Annotated in this window: 18 protein-coding genes and 1 other annotated feature; of the genes, 2 read left to right on the top strand and 16 right to left on the bottom strand. The window is 50.1% G+C overall.

Translation table 11 applies throughout. The features are described 5' to 3' along the window. Positions 1–120: 120 nt before the first annotated feature. The 13 genes from ACTQ1O_RS09675 to tsaE form a co-directional block, all read right to left on the bottom strand. Entirely contained in the window at positions 121–1,287 is a 1,167-nt protein-coding gene (locus ACTQ1O_RS09675) for an ABC transporter substrate-binding protein (RefSeq protein ID WP_441487087.1), read from the bottom strand. Positions 1,288–1,669: 382 nt separating this feature from the next. Further along, positions 1,670–1,965, bottom strand: a binding site (T-box leader). Positions 1,966–2,105: 140 nt separating this feature from the next. After that, positions 2,106–3,485, bottom strand: coding sequence for a replication-associated recombination protein A (locus tag ACTQ1O_RS09670; RefSeq protein WP_441487086.1), 1,380 nt, complete (start codon positions 3,483–3,485; stop codon positions 2,106–2,108). 18 nt (positions 3,486–3,503) lie between these two features. Next, positions 3,504–3,920 carry a winged helix-turn-helix transcriptional regulator gene (locus tag ACTQ1O_RS09665; RefSeq protein ID WP_441487085.1) on the bottom strand — a complete coding sequence of 139 codons (417 nt, stop codon included), beginning with the start codon at positions 3,918–3,920 and terminating at the stop codon, positions 3,504–3,506. A gap of 273 nt (positions 3,921–4,193) precedes the next feature. Continuing rightward, entirely contained in the window at positions 4,194–4,616 is a 423-nt protein-coding gene (locus ACTQ1O_RS09660; protein ID WP_441487084.1) for an arsenate reductase/protein-tyrosine-phosphatase family protein, read from the bottom strand. Then, positions 4,606–5,658 (bottom strand): ACR3 family arsenite efflux transporter, encoded by a 1,053-nt coding sequence (gene arsB, locus ACTQ1O_RS09655; RefSeq protein WP_441487083.1) that lies wholly within the window; start codon positions 5,656–5,658, stop codon positions 4,606–4,608. Before arsB ends, ACTQ1O_RS09660 begins: the two co-directional genes overlap by 11 nt. Before the next feature lie 110 nt (positions 5,659–5,768). Then, positions 5,769–6,155: a thioredoxin family protein gene (locus ACTQ1O_RS09650; protein WP_441487082.1), complete on the bottom strand. Its 387-nt coding sequence runs from the start codon at positions 6,153–6,155 to the stop codon at positions 5,769–5,771. A gap of 20 nt (positions 6,156–6,175) precedes the next feature. Then, on the bottom strand, positions 6,176–6,496 hold the full coding sequence (locus tag ACTQ1O_RS09645; RefSeq protein ID WP_441487081.1) for a 4Fe-4S dicluster domain-containing protein: 321 nt from the start codon (positions 6,494–6,496) through the stop codon (positions 6,176–6,178). A 22-nt stretch (positions 6,497–6,518) separates the two neighbouring features. Beyond that, positions 6,519–7,520: a permease gene (locus ACTQ1O_RS09640; protein ID WP_441487080.1), complete on the bottom strand. Its 1,002-nt coding sequence runs from the start codon at positions 7,518–7,520 to the stop codon at positions 6,519–6,521. Beyond that, entirely contained in the window at positions 7,517–7,828 is a 312-nt protein-coding gene (locus ACTQ1O_RS09635; RefSeq protein WP_441474939.1) for an ArsR/SmtB family transcription factor, read from the bottom strand. The genes ACTQ1O_RS09640 and ACTQ1O_RS09635 overlap by 4 nt, the downstream gene beginning before the upstream one ends. Positions 7,829–8,253: 425 nt before the next feature. Then, positions 8,254–8,559, bottom strand: a complete 306-nt coding sequence (locus ACTQ1O_RS09630) for a DUF3784 domain-containing protein (protein WP_441487079.1) — start codon at positions 8,557–8,559, stop codon at positions 8,254–8,256. 131 nt (positions 8,560–8,690) lie between these two features. Further along, the gene (gene rimI / locus ACTQ1O_RS09625; protein ID WP_441487078.1) at positions 8,691–9,206 is read right to left on the bottom strand and encodes a ribosomal protein S18-alanine N-acetyltransferase; all 516 of its coding nucleotides are present in this window, start codon (positions 9,204–9,206) and stop codon (positions 8,691–8,693) included. After that, positions 9,206–9,961: a tRNA (adenosine(37)-N6)-threonylcarbamoyltransferase complex dimerization subunit type 1 TsaB gene (tsaB, locus tag ACTQ1O_RS09620; protein WP_441474936.1), complete on the bottom strand. Its 756-nt coding sequence runs from the start codon at positions 9,959–9,961 to the stop codon at positions 9,206–9,208. The genes rimI and tsaB overlap by 1 nt, the downstream gene beginning before the upstream one ends. After that, a complete protein-coding gene (tsaE, locus tag ACTQ1O_RS09615; RefSeq protein WP_441101224.1) occupies positions 9,942–10,373 on the bottom strand; it encodes a tRNA (adenosine(37)-N6)-threonylcarbamoyltransferase complex ATPase subunit type 1 TsaE in 432 nt (143 codons plus the stop codon). Before tsaE ends, tsaB begins: the two co-directional genes overlap by 20 nt. 279 nt (positions 10,374–10,652) lie before the next feature. Here tsaE and ACTQ1O_RS09610 point away from each other — a divergent pair, with 279 nt between their 5' ends. After that, positions 10,653–11,171 carry a peptidylprolyl isomerase gene (locus tag ACTQ1O_RS09610; protein WP_441487077.1) on the top strand — a complete coding sequence of 173 codons (519 nt, stop codon included), beginning with the start codon at positions 10,653–10,655 and terminating at the stop codon, positions 11,169–11,171. Positions 11,172–11,212: 41 nt separating this feature from the next. On the opposite strand, the gene ACTQ1O_RS09605 is transcribed toward ACTQ1O_RS09610, so the two are convergent. Beyond that, positions 11,213–11,854 (bottom strand): YigZ family protein, encoded by a 642-nt coding sequence (locus ACTQ1O_RS09605; RefSeq protein WP_441487076.1) that lies wholly within the window; start codon positions 11,852–11,854, stop codon positions 11,213–11,215. A gap of 662 nt (positions 11,855–12,516) precedes the next feature. On the opposite strand from ACTQ1O_RS09605, the gene ACTQ1O_RS09600 reads away from it, so the two are divergent. Continuing rightward, entirely contained in the window at positions 12,517–15,075 is a 2,559-nt protein-coding gene (locus tag ACTQ1O_RS09600; RefSeq protein WP_441487075.1) for a transglycosylase domain-containing protein, read from the top strand. A 598-nt stretch (positions 15,076–15,673) separates the two neighbouring features. Here the strand turns inward: ACTQ1O_RS09600 and hprK are convergent. Together hprK and uvrC are read right to left on the bottom strand one after the other, a co-directional pair. Beyond that, a complete protein-coding gene (hprK, locus tag ACTQ1O_RS09595) occupies positions 15,674–16,615 on the bottom strand; it encodes an HPr(Ser) kinase/phosphatase (RefSeq protein ID WP_441474932.1) in 942 nt (313 codons plus the stop codon). 385 nt (positions 16,616–17,000) lie between these two features. Beyond that, the gene (uvrC, locus tag ACTQ1O_RS09590; RefSeq protein WP_441487074.1) at positions 17,001–18,854 is read right to left on the bottom strand and encodes an excinuclease ABC subunit UvrC; all 1,854 of its coding nucleotides are present in this window, start codon (positions 18,852–18,854) and stop codon (positions 17,001–17,003) included. Between the last annotated feature and the right edge of the window lie 226 nt (positions 18,855–19,080).

Below are 19,080 nucleotides of genomic sequence, written 5' to 3'. Positions count from 1 at the left end.
TTTATTCTCTGACATTTAAAAAGCTGACGCGATTGCATGCGTCAGCTCTATTCTATCACGCAATATATGGTTTCGTGAAGCCTCACACGCCTAAAGTCACGAGTGTGCAGCAGCTAATCATCAATTCTCAAACTCTTTTGCGGTTGTTGTCTCCTCGACACTGGTGCAATAGGGCTTGAACGCCGCCTTAACCTTATCCAGATCATAGCCAAGTGTCTCGCACACATCCGTATTGATAGTCGCGATACCATTGTCAAAGGTCTGTACCGGAGTCTTTGCAGGATCCGCTCCATTGACAAGAATATCTGCGACCATGTCTGCCGTAGCAGTTCCCAGATTTGCATAATCTACGCCATATCCGACGAACGCTCCGTTCAGGGCAAAGGAATCTGCTCCGCAGTAATGCGGGATTCCTGCCTCTGCGAGCTTCTGATATATTGCCAGCTCAGCGGTCATCACCGTGTTATCGGTCGGTGTGAAGATTGCATCGACTCCTTCCGCGATCAGCGCATTTGCCGCGTCGGTGATTCCTGTCGTATCCGTTCCGGTTTTCTCAATATACTTGATTCCTTTTTTGTCCAGGAATGCCTTTGCATCCGCGATCGGCTGCTTTGAGGCATCTTCGCTGTTGGAATACAGAAGACCCACATAGGAGAGATCCGGGTTCTGTGCCAGCATAAGATTCAACACCGCCTCGGTATTCAGCGCATCAGAGGTACCGGTGATATTTGACCCGGGCGCATCCATGCTCTCAACCAGATTTGCGCCGACCGGATCCGAGCATGCTGCAAAAACGACCGGGATCGGATCATCCTTCGTCGCCGTCTGCATGATCTGTGCTGTCGGTGTCGCAATCGGGACGATGATATCTACCTGGTCCGCAATCAGCTCGGACGCAATCTGCTGGAGCACGGTTCCATCCGCCTGTCCGTTGTATGTGTAGTCGGAATAATCGAAGGTAACGCCAAGCTCCTTCCCCTTTGCGTCCAGCTCTGACTCAATGTTGGACTCAATCTGATTCAGTGATGCGTCATCCACATACTGTACAATGCCTACCTTGTAGGTTTTTCCAGACGCAGCTCCTGCCGAACTTCCCGTAACCGATGTTCCGGTCACGGACGCCGCAACCGACTCAGAAGATGACCCGGCCGCTGACGCGGACGAAGCAGAGGAACCTGCTGCCGATGTTCCCGATGCTGCGCTATTGCTGCCGCATGCTGCAAGTGAGAATGTCATGATGCCGGCTGCCGCGACTGCTGCGATTTTTCTGAATGCTGAATTTTTCATAGTTTTGTTCTCCTCTCTTACTTGTTCATTCCTTCTGCTGAAAACATATGTGCCTTTCATGCCGGAATTGTTTGAACGGAGGGGGATGGTATCCTGTTGCCTTCGAAATCGCATTCAGTCTCTTACGCGCGCTTCGCGGAAGACGGCCTGACTACGTTTTCGAAGAGCTCTTTTTACTTTTATTGTATAAGCTACGGATTGCTCCGTGCTTCGCACTCTCGCAATCCTACAGGTATGAGCACTTCCATGCCGCTTACGCGTCACTTCGTGCTCATACCTGTTGCCTTCGAAATCGCATTCAGTCTCTTTCGCGCGCTTCGCGTGCGACGAGCCTGTCTGCGTTTTCGAAGAGCTTATACAATAAAAATAGCTCTTGTCCCGTATTTGGGACAAGAGCTGTAATTTCTCCTGCGATACCACCCAGATTAGTATACCGGAACTGCCGGACGGGATTCCGTTCCCGAGGGCTTCTTCTTCCGAATACTCTCTCATTCCACACACCTGCATGTGCTCCCGATTGATAACGGATGGGTTCCCGTCGGTTCCTACCTGACATATTCCTGCCGCTCAGACCGCCCTCAGAAGTCCATTCACTCCGCATCTACGGCTGCAATCCCACCACCTGCAGCTCTCTTGTACGCTTCCTGCAAAGCTACTACTCTTCCTCAATGGTTTGAGTCGATTATAAGCAGAGCAGGATTTTTTGTCAAGAAATTTTTCACAAACTCACTCACCTTTGAATTCTTCATCATAATAAATATCTCTTCACGCCTGATCATTGTTTCTTTGCCTTTACAGACTTCTGTCCCTCTTCATGATCAATCTTCCCATGGTTTTTCGGGCTTTCCCGAAAGCAACGGGTCAACGTAAGCGTATCGCTCCGGTTCTTTCCCGATTTTTCTGAAATAAGCCTTGATGTCTGCCTCGTGGCCGATATCATTCGGCTCATAGATTCGTTCTTCACGGATCTCATCAGGAAGATACTGCTGCTCCACCCAGTGATTCGGATAGTTATGCGCATACTTGTAACCGACACCACGGCCAAGCTTTTTGGCACCATTATAGCTGGAGTCCTGCAGATAGGATGGAATCGGCAGATTTCCCGTCTTTCGGACCAGTGACAATGCTTTTTCAATGCCTAGATAAGCAGAATTGGATTTCGGTGCGGAAGCAATATAGGATGCCGCCTGAGCGAGAATGATTCTTCCCTCAGGCATCCCGACACGCTCTACACCGAGCGCCGCCGATGCTGCGACACAGATAGCCATCGGGTCTGCATTTCCGACTTCTTCTGATGCCGCCACCAGCATCCTGCGCGCAATATACTTCACATCCTCTCCCGCTTCCAGCATGCGGGCCAGATAATAAAGCGCCGCATCCGGATCTGAACCGCACATGGACTCGATAAAAGCAGCGATCGTATCGTAGTGATTATCGCCGGTCTTGTCATAGCGGATTGCCTTCTTCTGTATGCACTGCTCTGCCACTTCCAGCGTAACGTGGATTTTCCCGTCACTTCCCGGTTCTGTGGTAAGAACGGCGAGCTCTATGGCATTTAGCGCGGCACGGGCATCCCCATCCGACACATCTGCAAGGAAATCTGCTGCCTCCTCTGTGATCTCTGCATGGTAGGGCTTTACTCCTCTGTCGGAAGTGAATACTCTGTGAATTAAGGTCAGAATATTCTCCTTCGACAAGGGTTTCAGTTCGAATATTCTCGATCTCGAAAGCAGCGCTCCATTCACTTCGAAATACGGATTCTCTGTCGTCGCACCGATCAGAATCACCGTGCCATCTTCCACATAAGGCAGAAGATAGTCCTGCTGTGCCTTATTAAAGCGGTGGATCTCATCGATAAAAAGAATTGTCTTTCTGCCGTAACCTCCCAGGTTTTCTTTTGCCTTTGCAACAACTTCCTCCAGGTCTTTCTTTCCCGCAATCGTTGCATTCACCTGGTGGAAATCTGCAGATGTCGTCCTTGCGATCACACGGGCAAGCGTTGTTTTCCCCACGCCGGGAGGGCCATAAAAGATAACCGAGCTGATCCGGTCTGCCTTGATGGCACGATACAGCAGTTTGTCTTTCCCGATAATGTCCTCCTGTCCGACTACTTCGTCCAGAGTCTGTGGACGCATTCTGGCGGCAAGAGGAGCTTCGTTTTCTTTCCGCTTCCCGGCTGCATATTCGAAAAGATCCATCTTCTGTCCCACCACCCTTTACTTTTGTTCTGTATCTCCATACAGCTCTTTTTCGTACTTGAAACCCCAGTTCATAATCGCATAAAATACCGGGAGCAGATCTCTTCCCATCTCCGTCAGGGAATACTCCACGTGCGGCGGAATCTCATTGAATTGCTTTCTTGTGATCAAACCGTCGTCCTCCAGTTCCCGGAGTCCTTTGGTGAGCATCGTATTTGTAATGCCCGGAAGATCCTTCTTCAGCTGTCCGAATCGAACCGTGTCATAAATGCACATCTCATACATAAGCTGTGATTTCCATCTGCCCTGCAGCATTATGAGAAGCGGAGTGACAGGGCAATGCCCATCCTTCGTTACAATTCCTTTTTTAATATTGTCCAGATACTCCGGGTAACTCATATATTCTTCCGGTCTTATTTCTTTTTTCTGTGTCATGGCACTTCCTCTCAGAACAGATCTGTCCACTTTTTTATACCTTCTGCAGAAACATCTGCTGTATCCAATTAATATACTGCCTTCTTTGTACATTAAAGATACCATATTTAAATTATCTATCAAGTACGCAATTTTTCCTAACATAGTATCATGTGTGATACCATTCGTACATTACCGGCATTTGGAATGTAGCCATAAACCATATTTTCCTATATCAATTAATATGCCGGGCACGACTTTATAAAGTGCCATCTTTTAAAACAATTGATCTGTTTATTTCCTGAACGTTCTCTCCAGGTTTTCCTGTATCTGACCGATCACCTTCAGATATTCTTCATCTGATTTTCCAGTCGGGTCCTCAAGTCCCCAGTCAGCATCAAAATTTCTCCCGATGAACGGGCATTTCACCCCGCATCCCATGGATATGGCGATGTCCGGAGCCGGGATTTCCCGGATCGTCTTTGAATACTGAGAATGCATGTCAATTCCAAATTTTTCTTTCATGATACGAACTGCATTCTGATCGATCTGTTCCTTCGGAACGGAACCCGCTGAGCAGAATTCGTACCCTTGATATCCGGCATACTTTGCCAGTGCTTCGGCCATCTGACTGCGGCAGGCATTATGCGTACAGATGAATGCTACGATTTTATCTGCTGTTTTATCTGTTGCTTTATCTGCTGTTTTATCTGACATCTGAAAACCATCCCTTTGTCTTATTTGCAATTTTTACGAGTGTCAGCATGACCGGCACCTCTGTCAGTACGCCTACAGTCGTCGCAAGTGCCGCAGGGCTTGTGGTTCCAAACAGCGCAATCGCAACCGCGACAGCCAGTTCAAAGAAGTTGGATGCGCCGATCATGCCGGCAGGTGCTGCGATTTCAAACGGCAGCCGGATCAGTCTGCCCGCTCCGTAAGCGAGGAAGAAAATCACAAACGTCTGGATGATGAGCGGAACCGCAATCAGCAGGATGTGCAGCGGGTTACCAAGAATGACCTCTGCCTGTGAGCTGAAGATGATCACCAGGGTCAGAAGGAGTCCGATCGTCGTGGCGTTGTCAAACTTGTGGACAAATTCATTCTCCAGATAGTCTTTTCCCTTCTTTTTTGTTACCGCAACGCGGGTGATGACGCCTCCTGCAAGCGGAATGACCACGAAGAGAAAAATGCTTACGAAGAGCGTACTGTACGGTACGGTTACGTTCGAAACGCCCAGCAGGAACTTCACGATCGGCACAAAGGCGATCAAAATGATCAGATCATTTGTCGCTACCTGCACCACGGTATAGGCAGGATTGCCGTTCACCAGAGTGCTCCAGACAAAAACCATCGCCGTGCAGGGAGCGGCACCAAGCAGCACCGCGCCAGCCAGATACTGTGTCGCCAGCTCCTGCGAGATGAAATTTTTAAAAACCACAAAGAGAAAAAGGGAGGCAAACCCATACATCGTGAACGGCTTGATCACCCAGTTGACGATCCACGTCAGAAAAAGTCCCTTGGGATTTTTCCCGACTTCCTTCACACTCTGGAAATCCACCTTGATCATCATCGGATAAATCATGATCCAGATGAGAATCGCAATCGGTATGGAGATGCCGGCGATCTCCATTCGTCCCAGCACCTCCGGAACGGCCGGGATGAAGTGGCCAATCACAATACCGGCCGCCATGCAGAGCAGAACCCAAACCGTCAGATATTTCTGAAAAAAGCTGATACCAGCCCGCTGTTTTGTTTCCATTGATGTCTATCCTTTCTGTTATGTCATTCGTGACCTTGCTTATCTTTTATGTCATGCGTGACCTTACTTATCTTTTATTATGTCATGCGTGGCCTTACTTATCTTTTATGTCATGCGAGTCCCAACTTATTTAACAGTTTCTGTATATCAGACGCTTTCAAAACCTTTCCCATGGAAACGACCTGCTCTCCCACCACCAGAGCGGGCATACGCATCACACCATACTTTGCGATTTCCTTCATATCCGTGATGTATTCAATCTTTGCCGGATCGCTCATTGCAGATACTGCGTCTTTTGTATTTTGCAGAAGCGTCTGGCAATTTTTACACCCGGAACCCAGGATTTTGATTGTCAAAACATCCCCTGTCTTCAGTCCTGCTTTGCCCACTATCCTTAACTTTTCTTCCTGGACTGTATCAGCAGCTGTTTTACCGCAGGAGCACTTTGCCTTCACTGCTTCCTCCTTGTTTTCTTTCTTTTTTCCAAATAATCCCATTTTCATTTCTCCTTCCGCTACTAATTATTGCCGCATCCGCAGCCACAATTCTTTTTATCCGTTTCTTCCGTCACACTGCCGCAGCACCCGCCTGCTGTCCCATTTGTCTTCCCGCCTCTTGCCGGAGGTACCCATCCGGTATCATCACCCACATACGTAATCGCTCCAACAGAGCACCGGCTGCCACAGCCATGACAGTGATCTATACAGTTCTCCGGATGAATCACTCTCGGAGTCGGCGCGGCTGCCAGATCATAAACGCCATGTGCACACATCCCGCTGCAGGTGCCACACTCTGCACAAAGCAAATAGTCAATAACCGGATACCAGGTCCTTGCCATAACGATTCCTCCTTCAAATCCCTCAGATAATGAAAGGTTGTATAAAGTTAAAGAAATAACCCACGATCATAATACCAACGGTACAGATTGCAATAAACGTTCCCAGAAGCTTCGGCTTCACAGCTTTCCGCAGCATAATCAGTGACGGGAGCGAAAGCGTTGTCACCGCCATCATAAACGAGAGCACAACACCGAGAAGAGCACCTTTTGACAGCAGCGCCTCTGCAATTGGAATCGTTCCGAAGATATCTGCATACATGGGAATTCCGATGACCGTGGCCAATATCACGCCCAGCGGATTCCCATCTCCAAGAACTTTCTCCACCACGCCCTCCGGAATCCAGTTATGAATTACCGCGCCGATCCCGACGCCAATCAGGATATAAGGAAATACTTTCTTAAACGTTGAAACAACCTGATCTCTCGCATAGATAAGCCGATCCTTAAAGGCCAGCTCCGGAGATTCAATGTTTACCACGCTGTTGCTTTGATAAATAAACTCTTCAACGTATCTCTCCATATGCAGGTGCTCAATCCATGTGCCGCCTGCGACAGCGATAATGAGTCCCAAAACGACATAGATCACAGCCACCTTTGTTCCGAAAATACTCATCAGAAGCAGCAGGCTTCCCAGATCCACCATCGGCGACGAAATCAGAAAAGAAAAGGTCACGCCAAGCGGAAGCCCTGCGCTGGTAAAGCCAATAAAAAGCGGAATAGATGAGCACGAGCAGAACGGCGTTACCGTACCAAGCAGTGCGCCGATACAGTTAGCCCAGATTCCATGGAATCTGCCCAGGATCTTGCGGCTTCTCTCCGGTGGAAAATAGCTCTGGATATAGCTGATCAGGAAAATCAGAACACAAAGCAGGATTGTGATCTTTAATACGTCATAGATAAAAAAAAAAACACTGCCGCCGATACGTGTATTCGTATCAAGGCCGAATCCTGTCAGCACGGATCCAATCAGAAAATTCAGCCATTTCATGCCCAGAATCTGATTTTGAAGGAAGCTCCATATCATTGACAGTCACACCTTCCATCTGAACACCCGTTTTTTTTCTCACAATCCAGTGCACCAATAAAGCGCTGGAAATCCCGCAGGGTTTCGCAGTTCAAAGAGTAGTGGCTCCATTTTCCCTCTTTACGGACATTGACCAGCCCGCAGTCACAGAGAATCTTCATGTGATGGGAGAGCGTCGGCTGTGTAATATCAAACGCCTGAAGAATCACGCAGGCACACTTTTCACATCCGGAAATCATATTCACAATTCGAAGTCTGTTCGGATCTCCCAGTGCTTTACAAATGGAGGAAACCTGATCTTCTGTCATGCCAACATATAACCTTCTTTCTTAAGTATTGATGATCATCTATGTGTCAGGCTATCACACGCATAGATATGTGTCAATATATCCCTGTAAAAAAACGAGATAAAACACGCTGCGCGAGTTTTATCTCGCTATCGCGACGCTCGCCGCACACGAATACTTCGCATTCGGCTGCGGCTCACTATTCGCGTAAATAAAAAGGAGCACTATCTGACTTACGTTCTGTTTCTGTAAATCAGATAGTGCTCATTCTGTATAAAGCAATTCGGCTGTCAGAGATTGCCGTCTAAACAATTCGGCCGACAGAGATTGCTTTCTAAAATAATTCAGCTGTCAGAGACTGCTGTATAAATGTTTCCAAACGCTGCTCATTTTGGTCTGCACGGCGCATGAAGTAAGCTTTTTCCTGCCCGTCCCGTCATTCACTCTCAATCATACAATCTTCTCAGATAGATGACGATTCCGATCATATCCGCAACCGTAACGACAATTGAAATAATTCCCATGATCGGGGTCTCGATGAGCGCCATGAACACTTCAACTGCAGAGAGGATGATCAGAAATACCCCTACTGCCCTCTGATATCTGAGCCGGTTCTCCGGACTCAGTTTCCTCTTCTCCCGATACTTTCCACTGAACGCATCCAGAATTCCCTGTCCTTTTCCCGCAAAAAAAACAATTGCAAGCAGGAAAAGTATTCCCGCAAGGAACCAGTCAAAGGTACTGTTAAACATAATCATCCTCCATATCCCGGCCGCCGGATCAGCTTCCGCCGTGCCGCTGCAAAATATCCTCCGGCCGTCGTATGCTCAGCTTCTACATCTGCCATCCGGCCTCTATATTCCGTCTTTTTCTCATCCGGCCTCTATATTCCGTCTTTCTCCGTCTCCGGCCCGCGCATCATCAGAACGGCATCTTCCACCGGAGACGTGTAATAATTCCTGCGAACCCCGGTTTTCCGGAATCCGGCATTTTCATACAGCCGGATTGCTGGCGCATTGCTCTCCCGCACCTCAAGAAAAATCTTCCGGATGCCCCGCGCTCCCGCCGTCTGTATAAGTCCTGATACCAGACAGGTTCCAATATGGCGGTTCCGATATCTCCGGTCCACCGATACATTCGTGATGTCCCCCTCATCAGGGAGCCCGTATTCTCCGATGTATCCGACGATCCTTCCATCCACCACCGCAACAAGAAAATCCGCATCTTCCCTGTCCAGAAAGCCCTGATAATCTTCTGCGGTCCATGGTCTGGAGAAGTTTTCCTGCTCAATCCTCTCTACCTCCGGAAGATCCGCCGAAACCATTCTCCGGATCTCAGGAGTCACAGGAACACTCTGCGCTGATGCATCATCCTTCCCTCTGTTCCCGCGCCTTCCCATCAGGAGTAATCCCTCGGCTTCAGCTTTTCCGAATTTTTCTCAATTTCCTTTACCGGAACACCCTTCGCGGTCTGTTCTCTCTCTGCCTGTGAGGCGCGGAGGTATTCCGGCCGGTGTTCATCTGCCGTAACCGTCATTCCCCGGGAAAAATATTTTTCGCCGAGAGCTCCGACCGCGCCTGCCCTCTGTCTGTTCAGGTGTGCAGGCGCCACGGTGAACGGAACCTTCAGCAGCTCGCGGATTCGGTCCAGATAAGGCCGAACCCCGTCCCCAAGCAGAATGACCGGCTCTCCGAGGCAGTTCAGTTCCTCCATAAGGTTCTCCACCGCTTCGGCGCACTGCGCCTTCACCGCCGTGAGCTCGTGATTCACAAACCGGTAGATCCCGGTATATACCTGGGCTCTCCGGGCATCCATCATCGGGACGATCAGCCCTTGTGCATCATAGAGATTATACGCTAATGCGTCGACCGTAGGTACCTCAACCAACGGCTTATCAAGTGCCAGACCGAGACCCTTCGCCGTAGCTGATCCGATTCTGAGTCCGGTAAAGGAGCCCGGCCCCTTGGAAATGGCAATCGCGTCAATGCTGTTCAGATCCAGATCGATCATCTGCGCAATGGCATCCAGCATAGGAAGCAGCGTCTGCGAATGTGTCTTCTTGTAATTCACCGTATACTCGGCCAGCAGCGTATCGTCCTCCAGGAGGGCGACGGACGCCACAAGACCTGAGCTGTCAATTGCCAGTATTTTCAATCGTAATCCTCCGATAATCAAATCCCTTGTCAGGATCTTTTTCAATCGTCACATGAACCGCACCTTCCGGTATTATATCCCGGACCATATCCGCCCACTCAATCAGACAGACACCACCGCCGTAAAAATAGTCGTCATATCCGACCTCCTCCATTTCTTCCGGCTCTTCAATTCTATAGACATCAAAATGGTAAAACGGTATTCTGCCGCTCAGGTATTCCTGCACAATCGTAAACGTTGGACTGCTCACCGGCTCGGTCACCCCGAGGCCCTCTGCCAATCCCTTTGCAAATACGGTTTTCCCGGTGCCGAGATCCCCATCCAGTGTATAAATCGTCCCCGGAACCGCCTTCTCCCCGAGTTTCCGGGCAAATGAGCGGGTTTCCTCCGGGCTTCTTGTCTCAATAACCATTCTGACTCAAGTCCCTCCGGTTTTCCTGTCATGTGTCGCACAAGCGTCTTTTATTTTATCACATTTTACCTTATAATAACATACGTTCCATTCCTGAAAACAGGGTGCTCACATCCGTTGCTTTTACAGACTGTTCAAAATACACAGTTCGGCCTTACCGGTGACGGCCTGGTCCTCACATCCGTTTTTATATACAGCATGTTCAAGGGCAGTCCGTGGACAGTAACTGCATCCTGACCAGGACACATTTTATAAATACAGATAATAAGGAGAAAAATTATGTCCAATCCTATCGTAACCATCACCATGGAAAACGGCGATGTCATGAAGGCAGAGCTCTATCCGGAAACCGCGCCGAACACCGTCAACAACTTTATCAGCCTTGTCCGCAGGGGATTCTATGACGGACTCGGATTTCACCGCATCATCTCCGGCTTCATGATCCAGGGCGGTGATCCTGCCGGCAACGGAACCGGTGGCCCCGGCTATTCCATCCGCGGCGAATTTTCCGGCAACGGTTTCCCGAATGATCTTTCGCACGAGCCGGGCGTGCTCTCCATGGCTCGCGCTTCAGATCCGGATTCTGCAGGCAGCCAGTTCTTTATCATGCACAAATCCGCAGATTACCTGGACGGACAGTATGCCGCCTTCGGAAAAATCATTGAGGGCATGGACGTTGTGAACAAGATCGCCGAAGTTCCTACAGACTGGAGCGACCGCCCCACAGAGCCTCAGGTTATCAAATCCATGACCGTCGATACCCTCGGTGTAGATTATCCCGAGCCAGAAACGCTGTAAAGAATTGATGAGGTATGTCATCTGCCACGTACATTGGGATATCATTCTTCCCCGGATTCAAGAATGAGTTTTCCCCCGGCCACGCCAAACCAGGCGCGGCCGGTTTTTCTGATTCCGGCTCTCGCCGAGGTTGCCTCCGTGATCTGCTTTGTGAATCGTCCTTCCGCAGAAGCAGGCAGAACAACACGGATCCTTACCACATCGGAAAAATCAGACTCTACCGTATGAATTTTCTCTTGTCCGATCAGATACTGAATCTTTCCCGCATCCGTGTAATCCGCGACGATGTCCAGAAGCACGCCGTTCTCCTTCTCGATCAGGATACTCTTCCCGATTCCATCTCTGGAAGCCTGTGTGTAAGCTCTCACAAGTCCTCCCGTCCCGAGCAGCACACCGCCAAAATATCTCGTCACCACTATGCAGGTATCCGTCAGTCCCGCTCCTGTAAGAACGTCCAGTATCGGCCGTCCCGCCGTACCCGATGGTTCTCCGTCATCGGAGGCCTTCACATTTCCACCATCTTTTCCCAGAACCCAGGCGTAACAGTTATGTCTCGCATCCCAGTATTTTTTCTTCATCTCTTCAACAAAAGATGCAGCTTCCTCAACACTTGTCACATGACGAACGGCAGCAAGAAATACCGACTTCTTCTCCTCGTACCTTCCCTCGCCATTCTGATACACCGTACGATACCGCTCTGGCAGAATTTTCCCCCCTTGAACATCTGTCGCCCCACTCGTTTTCCCGAATTCATGATCTGTCTTTCCATCTGCTCTTTTTTTGGTTTTATTTTCTGCTTTATTTTTTGTTTTGCTTTCTGTTCTTCTCGTTTTTCCCATGGATCCATACTACCATAATTTATTCTTTATTTCATTCTGTAATTTTGATATAATTATCGGATTAAGGATTCCCGCAGTATTTCATCAGACAAGAAGCTCCTGTCGCTGGCTCTGAAAGGGCACCTGCCGCCGGCTCTAAAAAATCTTGCCGCCGGCTCTGACAATCCTGCCGCTGGCACATGCGGCCGCCTTCCTCTTTGTTTGCTGAATACCGGGCAATAAAGCAGCTCAAATGCCTCCTATTCTGAGGCATAAATGTTATTTTTTTATTTTCAACCGGGAAACATTGATCCGATCCGGATTCTTCCGGATACGGCGGGACACAGTTTTGCAAAATATCTGCCTATGACCTGAAAACATGGGGCGCAAAACCCAGGGAACAGTCTTCATGGCAAAGAACCCGGGAACTGTCTTCATGGCAGAGAACCCGGGGAACTGTCTTCACGGCAGAGAACCCGAAAACTGTTTTCCGTCCGGAACAGGATATGCCCGGAGAAGGAGCTTTCATGAATTTTGGCAAACACGGTGTTCAGCAGGAGCGCGAACGCCTGGATTCGGCTGCCCCGAAACTGGCAAGCCGCATCAGCGTATCCGTCCTGCGTGTCATCATTTACTTACTGATCGCAGCCGCCGTATTCGGCATCTGCCTCGGCATCGGTGCCTATCGCGGGATCATCGCGGACGCGCCGGAGATCACGGACTCCAATATCACGCCTCTCGGCTATGCGTCCTTTGTATACGACGGTGACGGAAATCAGATACAGAAGCTGAGCTCCGCAGAAGGCAACCGCGTCTCAATTTCCATCAACGAAATTCCAAAGAACATGCAGCATGCCATCGTTGCGATCGAGGATTCCCGGTTCTATCAGCATAACGGAGTTGATCCGCACGGAATGCTTCGTGCCATCATGGTCATGCTGAGTTCGAATTTCTCGGAATCTGAAGGAGCGAGTACCATCACTCAGCAGCTTCTGAAGAACAATGTTTTTACAGACTGGATGAATGAATCCAGGATGGGGACGATCAAGCGTAAGATCCAGGAACAGTATCTTGCCGTTCAGCTGGAGTCATCCCTTCGGAAGGCCGGAGAGGACCCCAAGTCGGTGATTTTGGAAAACTATCTCAACACCGTAAACTTTGGCAACAATGCCTACGGCGTGCAGACTGCGGCACAGACTTACTTCGGCAAGGACGCAAAAGATCTGACGCTTTCCGAATGCGCGGTGCTTGCCGCGATTCCCCAGAACCCCAGCCAGTTTAATCCGATCCTTTACCCCGAGGAGAATGCGGGCCGTATGAAGACGGTCCTCGAGTACATGCTCCAGCAGGGCTATATCACAGAGAAAGATTACAAAGAAGCTCTCGCAGATAACGTTTATGACCGGATTCAGGAGAACCAGAACAATGAGGTTACACAGGATTCCACGGTGTATTCCTATTTTGTCGATGAACTGATCAGTCAGGTCAAAGACGATCTGATGACCCAGAAGGGTTATACGGAGGCTCAGGCCAATAATCTGATCTACAGTGGCGGGCTCCACATTTATTCCACTGAGAACTCTGATATTCAGTCAATTATGGACAGTGAATTCTCGGATGAGTCGATTTTCCCCGCAGATTCCCAGATCAGTCTGGACTGGGCACTGACTGTTGATAAGGCTGACGGAAGCAGGCAGAACTACAGCGTTGAAATGCTGGTGCAGTACTTCAAACAGCAGGGAGATGCCGACTTTGATCAATACTTCAGCTCCCAGGAAGAGGCACAGAGTTACATCGACCAGTACAAGGCCTCCGTTGTCGGAGACGGTGATACCATCGTCGCGGAACGGACCGCATTCGTTCCGGAACCGCAGGCCTGCATGACCGTCATCGACCAGTCGACCGGATATGTCGTCGGCATCGTCGGCGGACGCGGTGAAAAAACAGCGAGTCTTACCCTGAACCGTGCGACAGATTCCCTTCGTCAGCCAGGCTCCACCTTTAAGATTCCTTCCACCTATGGTCCGCTCCTTGATAAGGGAAAAATAACCCTGACCTCTAGGGAAACGGACGATGCCGCATACTACGCGACCGGTCAGGAAGTCAACAACGCGGACAACACGCATCACGGCACAATGACGGTGAGAAACGCGATTCAGACCTCGAACAATGTCATCGCATTCAAGCTGATGCAGGAACTGACGCCTGAAGTTGGCCTCTCTTATCTGAAAAAGCTCGGCTTCACGACACTGGACAGCGACAATGACAACTCGCCCGGACTTGCTCTCGGCGGCATCACCAACGGTGTCAGTGACCTTGAACTCACGGCCGCATATGCAGCCATTGCCAACGGTGGCACATATAACCGCCCGGTATTTTACACAAAAGTCACCGATCACAGCGGTAAGACGATTCTCGAAAATTCAGGGCTGAGCCGCCGCGTCTTCAAGGAAAGCACCGCCTACCTTCTGACCAGTGCGATGCAGAGCGTCGTTCAATCCGGAACCGGAACACCTTATCAGCTTTCCTCCGGCATGCCGGTTGCCGGAAAGACAGGAACAACTGATTCCTACGTAGATCTTCAGTTTGTCGGCTATACGCCATACTACACTGCCGGCATCTGGACCGGATACGATACAAACGTGGAACTTCCCGAAGCAGACCGGACCTACATTTCCACACTCTGGACGAACGTCATGAGCCGTATTCATGAATCCCTTCCCATCAAGGAATTCTCGGTTCCGGATTCTGTAGAACAGCTTACGGTATGTGCAAACACAGGCCTTCTGCCGAATACCTATTGCCCTACCGTCACCGATTACTTTGACGTAGCGAATGCACCAACGACCATCTGCACCTACGACGCACCGGCGCCGACCGCAGCGCCGACTGCGGCCCCAACCGCTGCGCCTACCGCTACGCCCACTGCCGCAGCCGGCGGCAATAATACCGATGCAAACCAGCATACGGAGAACACAACCGGTGAAGGTACTGGAGAGAATGCACCCGCGGAGAGCGCAGGCACCGAGGGGGACGCCTCTCCCGGCAACACCGGAGAGAATACCCAGACAGACCAGACCCAGTGACCGACTGCATGGATTTTCTGATCTCCTGATTGTGCAGAATCATTTAACCACCTGGAAATATGAGATTATTTACAGGATCATTTATTTTTTGATTGTACATGTCATTTATTCTCCGCCCGTCTTGTGACAGGCGGAGATTTTTTACGCGAACAGTAAGCCGCAGCCGAATGCGAAGTATTCGTGTGCGGCGAGCGTCGCGATAGCGAGATAAAACTCGCGCAGCGTGTTTTATCTCGTTGGAATTCTTGATTCCCGCCGCCCGGTAGTCCTGTGATGAACAACGGATCCTGTAAATACACTGCAGCATGTGAAAAAATATATATAATATAACTTCCTGGAGTTAGTTTATTTCCTGGAGTTAGCTTATCTCCAGGCCCCATTAATTATCCTGTCAAAATGGGCGGAACAATAGCCCCCTGCAGATCATATGTCTTCAGGGGGCTATTGTTCAAATTTATTAACGATTATATTAACGATTATTATCCAGAGAAGATTTCCTCCTCTGCTCCACTGCCTGGCATTTACTCACGCATTACGTTCACGCACCGATTACGTTCACACTCATTGCGTTCGCACACCGATTATGTTCACACTCTGCTCACGGATGGCTGCGTTTTCTGGCCAGATTAGCCTGAACACGTTTGTAAAGCTCCTGCGCCGCATTATAGCCCATCTTCTTCTGACGATGGTTAACGGCAGCCGTCTCAACGATAACCGCCAGATTACGTCCCGGACGGATCGGAAGAGAATGACATACAACCTTATTGCCCAAAAATTCCGTATACTCCTCCTCCAGGCCGAGGCGGTCGTATACCTTATCCTTATTCCACTCCTCCAGCTTGATAACGAGATCTATGGTATGTGTATTCTCAACGCTCTCGACACCGAACAGCGTCTTCACATCGATAATTCCGATACCGCGAAGCTCGATAAAGTGACGGGTGATGTCCGGCGAAGTTCCGACCAGTGTCACATCATCAATCCGGCTGATCTGTACCACATCATCCGTGATCAGACGGTGGCCACGCTTGATCAGCTCCAGAGCGGCCTCACTCTTTCCGATTCCGCTCTCACCCATAATCAGCACACCTTCACCATAGACATCGACAAGCACGCCGTGGATCGAAATTGTCGGCGCCAGCTGAACATTCATCCACCGGATGATCTCAGCGGTGAACGCAGATGTCGTTTTGTCGGTTCCAAAGACAGGCGTATTATATCTCCTGCAGATTTCCAGGAGCTCTTCACCGGGCTGCTCTGAGGTTGTGAAAATAATACACGGAACCCCCTTCGAGACAAATGCCTCAAACGATTCCTTCCTCTTATCATACTCCATGCGATTCAGGTACGAAAGCTCCACAACTCCGATAATCTGAACTCTCTCATTTGCAAAATGCTCAAAATATCCGGTCAGCTGAAGGGCCGGACGATTGATTTCAGGAACCGTGATCTCCCTGTCCCCGAGATCCGTATCCGGAGTCAGGTTTTTCAGATCCATGTCCTTTTCGAGCTTTTCCAGCGTGATAAATTTAGATGTCATGCCGAATCCTCCCAGAAATTTGCAGGTAATTCGCACCCGTTCTCTTTCCTGCTCCGTGTGCGATGAGACCTGTTCTTTATGTAATCTTCCTTTGCAGATCTCTTTCCCGCGTCACATGTGGTGAGACCTGTTCTTTATGCAATCTTCCTTTGCAGATCTCTTTCCCACGTCACATGTGGTGAGACCTGTTCTTTGTGCAATCCTCTTTTTAGATCTCTTTCCCGCGTCACATGCGTTGAGACCTGGCTGCAAATATGAAATGCCTTATATATGACAGTATACCACGCACACACCTCTTTGCACGATTCTTTTCCTGCTCTAAAGGCAAAACTTTTCTCCCGTCAAAAGACAAGTCTTGTGTCCCGCAAATTGAACGTCTGCTCAATCACGATAACTGTTCTGCTTTTTTATGAAAAAAATCATAGACACTCTTCGCGGCTTTTTCATTCATCCCCGGCAGGCTTCTCAGCTTCTCGATGTCCGCCCTCCGGATCGCCTCGATGTCCGGGAAGGAGCGCATCAGCTCACGCCTCCGCTTCTCTCCAATATCCGGAATATCGTCCAGGATCGAATGCACCTGCTCCCTGCTTCGCAGCATCCGATGATATTCAATCGCGAACCGGTGTGTCTCATCCTGAATCCGGGTAACCAGATGAAAGCCCTCGGAATCTGTATCGATCGGAATCTCAACATTGTTGAAATAGATCCCTCTGGTCCGGTGCCTGTCATCCTTCACCATTCCCGCGACCGGTATCGACAGGTTCATTTTTTCAAGAACGGAAAGAGCGATGTTCACCTGTCCTCTGCCGCCGTCCATCAGCAAGAGATCCGGCAGCTTTTCAAAGCCGCTGTCTGCCTGAACCCCTCTCCGGAATCTCCTGGTAAGAACCTCCTCCATGCTTGCGTAATCATTCGGTCCCTCAACAGACTTGATCCGGAACTTCCGGTAATCCGCCTTCTTCGGCTTGCCCTGCTCATACACCACCATAGAGCCGACGCTCTGGTAACCGCTGATATTGGAGATATCGTACGATTCGATACGGTCCGGCGGCTCGATTCCGAGCCACTGCCCGATCTCGTTGACCGCTCCGATCGTCTTCGCGACATCCTTTTTGATCCGTTCCCGGTCCTGTGTCAGAATGATCTGCGCATTCCGCTTCGCAAGATCCACAAGCTTCTCTTTTTTGCCCTTCTGCGGAACGAGGATCCTCACCTTTGTACTGCCGGCATTTTTCTTCCCGGTCAGCCATTGCTCCAGAAGCTCCCTTTCCGCAATGTCATCCGAAAGCATGATCTCATGCGGAATGAAAGGAGTTCCGGAGTAAAACTGCTGCAGGAAGCTCTCCATGACCTCGCTGCGGCTCTCCTCGTTCGCGATTTTCAGATAAAAATGATCCCGTCCGATCAGTTTGCCGTCTCTGACAAAAAATACCTGCGCGATGGCATCCTCTCCGTCTGCCGCAAGTGCGATCACATCCTGATCCTCTCCGCTTCCGGAGGTGATCTTCTGTCTCTCGCTTACCTTCTTCACGGCACCGATCAGGTCTCTCAGCGAAGCGGCCTCCTCAAAATTCAGCGCATCGGCGGCCTGCTGCATTTTTGTCTTCAGTTCCTGAAGCACATCCTCCGTCTTCCCGTTCAAAAAAGCAATCGCATCATTGACCTGCTTCCGGTATTCCTCCTCTGAGATCCATCCCTGACAGGGTGCCTTGCACTGGTGGATGTGATAGTAGAGACAGGGTCGTTCCTTTCCCTGATCCTCGGGAAGCTTTTTGCTGCAGTTCCGGAGGTGATAGAGCTTCCGGACCAGATCGATCGTCTCCTTCGCGGCGGCCGCATCCGGATAAGGCCCGAAATACTGCGACTTGTCCTTTTTCATCCTGTGCGCATACAGAACCCGGGGGAAATGCTCCTGCACCGTAACCTGGATAAAAGGATATGCCTTGTCATCCATCAGCATGGTATTGTACTTCGGCCGGTATTCCTTGATCAGGTTGCACTCCAGAACGAGGGCCTCAACCTCCGAATCCGTCACAATGTACTCAAACCGCGTAACCTGCGGCACCATGCTGTAGATCTTCAGCCTCTTGTTTCTGCTGTTGGAGAAGTACTGCCGCACGCGGTTCCGCAGCTTAACGGCCTTTCCCACATACATGACCTCGTCCTGAAGTCCGTGCATGATATAGACGCCGGGCTTCTGGGGCAGTTTCTTCAGCTCCTCCTGAATATCAAATGCCATAAATGCTCCTGTCTCTTCTGAATCATCCCAAGAAATGACGCACAGAGCAGGCCTTTTCATACGTTCCTCATCCGGGCAGCCAGCCGGCTCTGCAGCCGCAGCCCGCTGCATCCCGGGTGTTCACGGTCGTGGCCGCTCTGCAGCAACGGCAGTCAGACAGCACTGTTCCCGTACTGTATCCGCGCTGTCAGACAGCTCAGCAGCCGCAACCCGCTGCATCCCGGGT

The sequence above is a fragment of the Bilifractor sp. LCP21S3_A7 genome, from assembly GCF_052118825.1.
In the GTDB taxonomy this organism is placed as follows: Bacteria; Bacillota; Clostridia; order Lachnospirales; family Lachnospiraceae; genus Bilifractor.
Note: the sequence above shows the minus strand (reverse complement) of the source record. Positions and strands in the feature narration are given on the sequence as shown.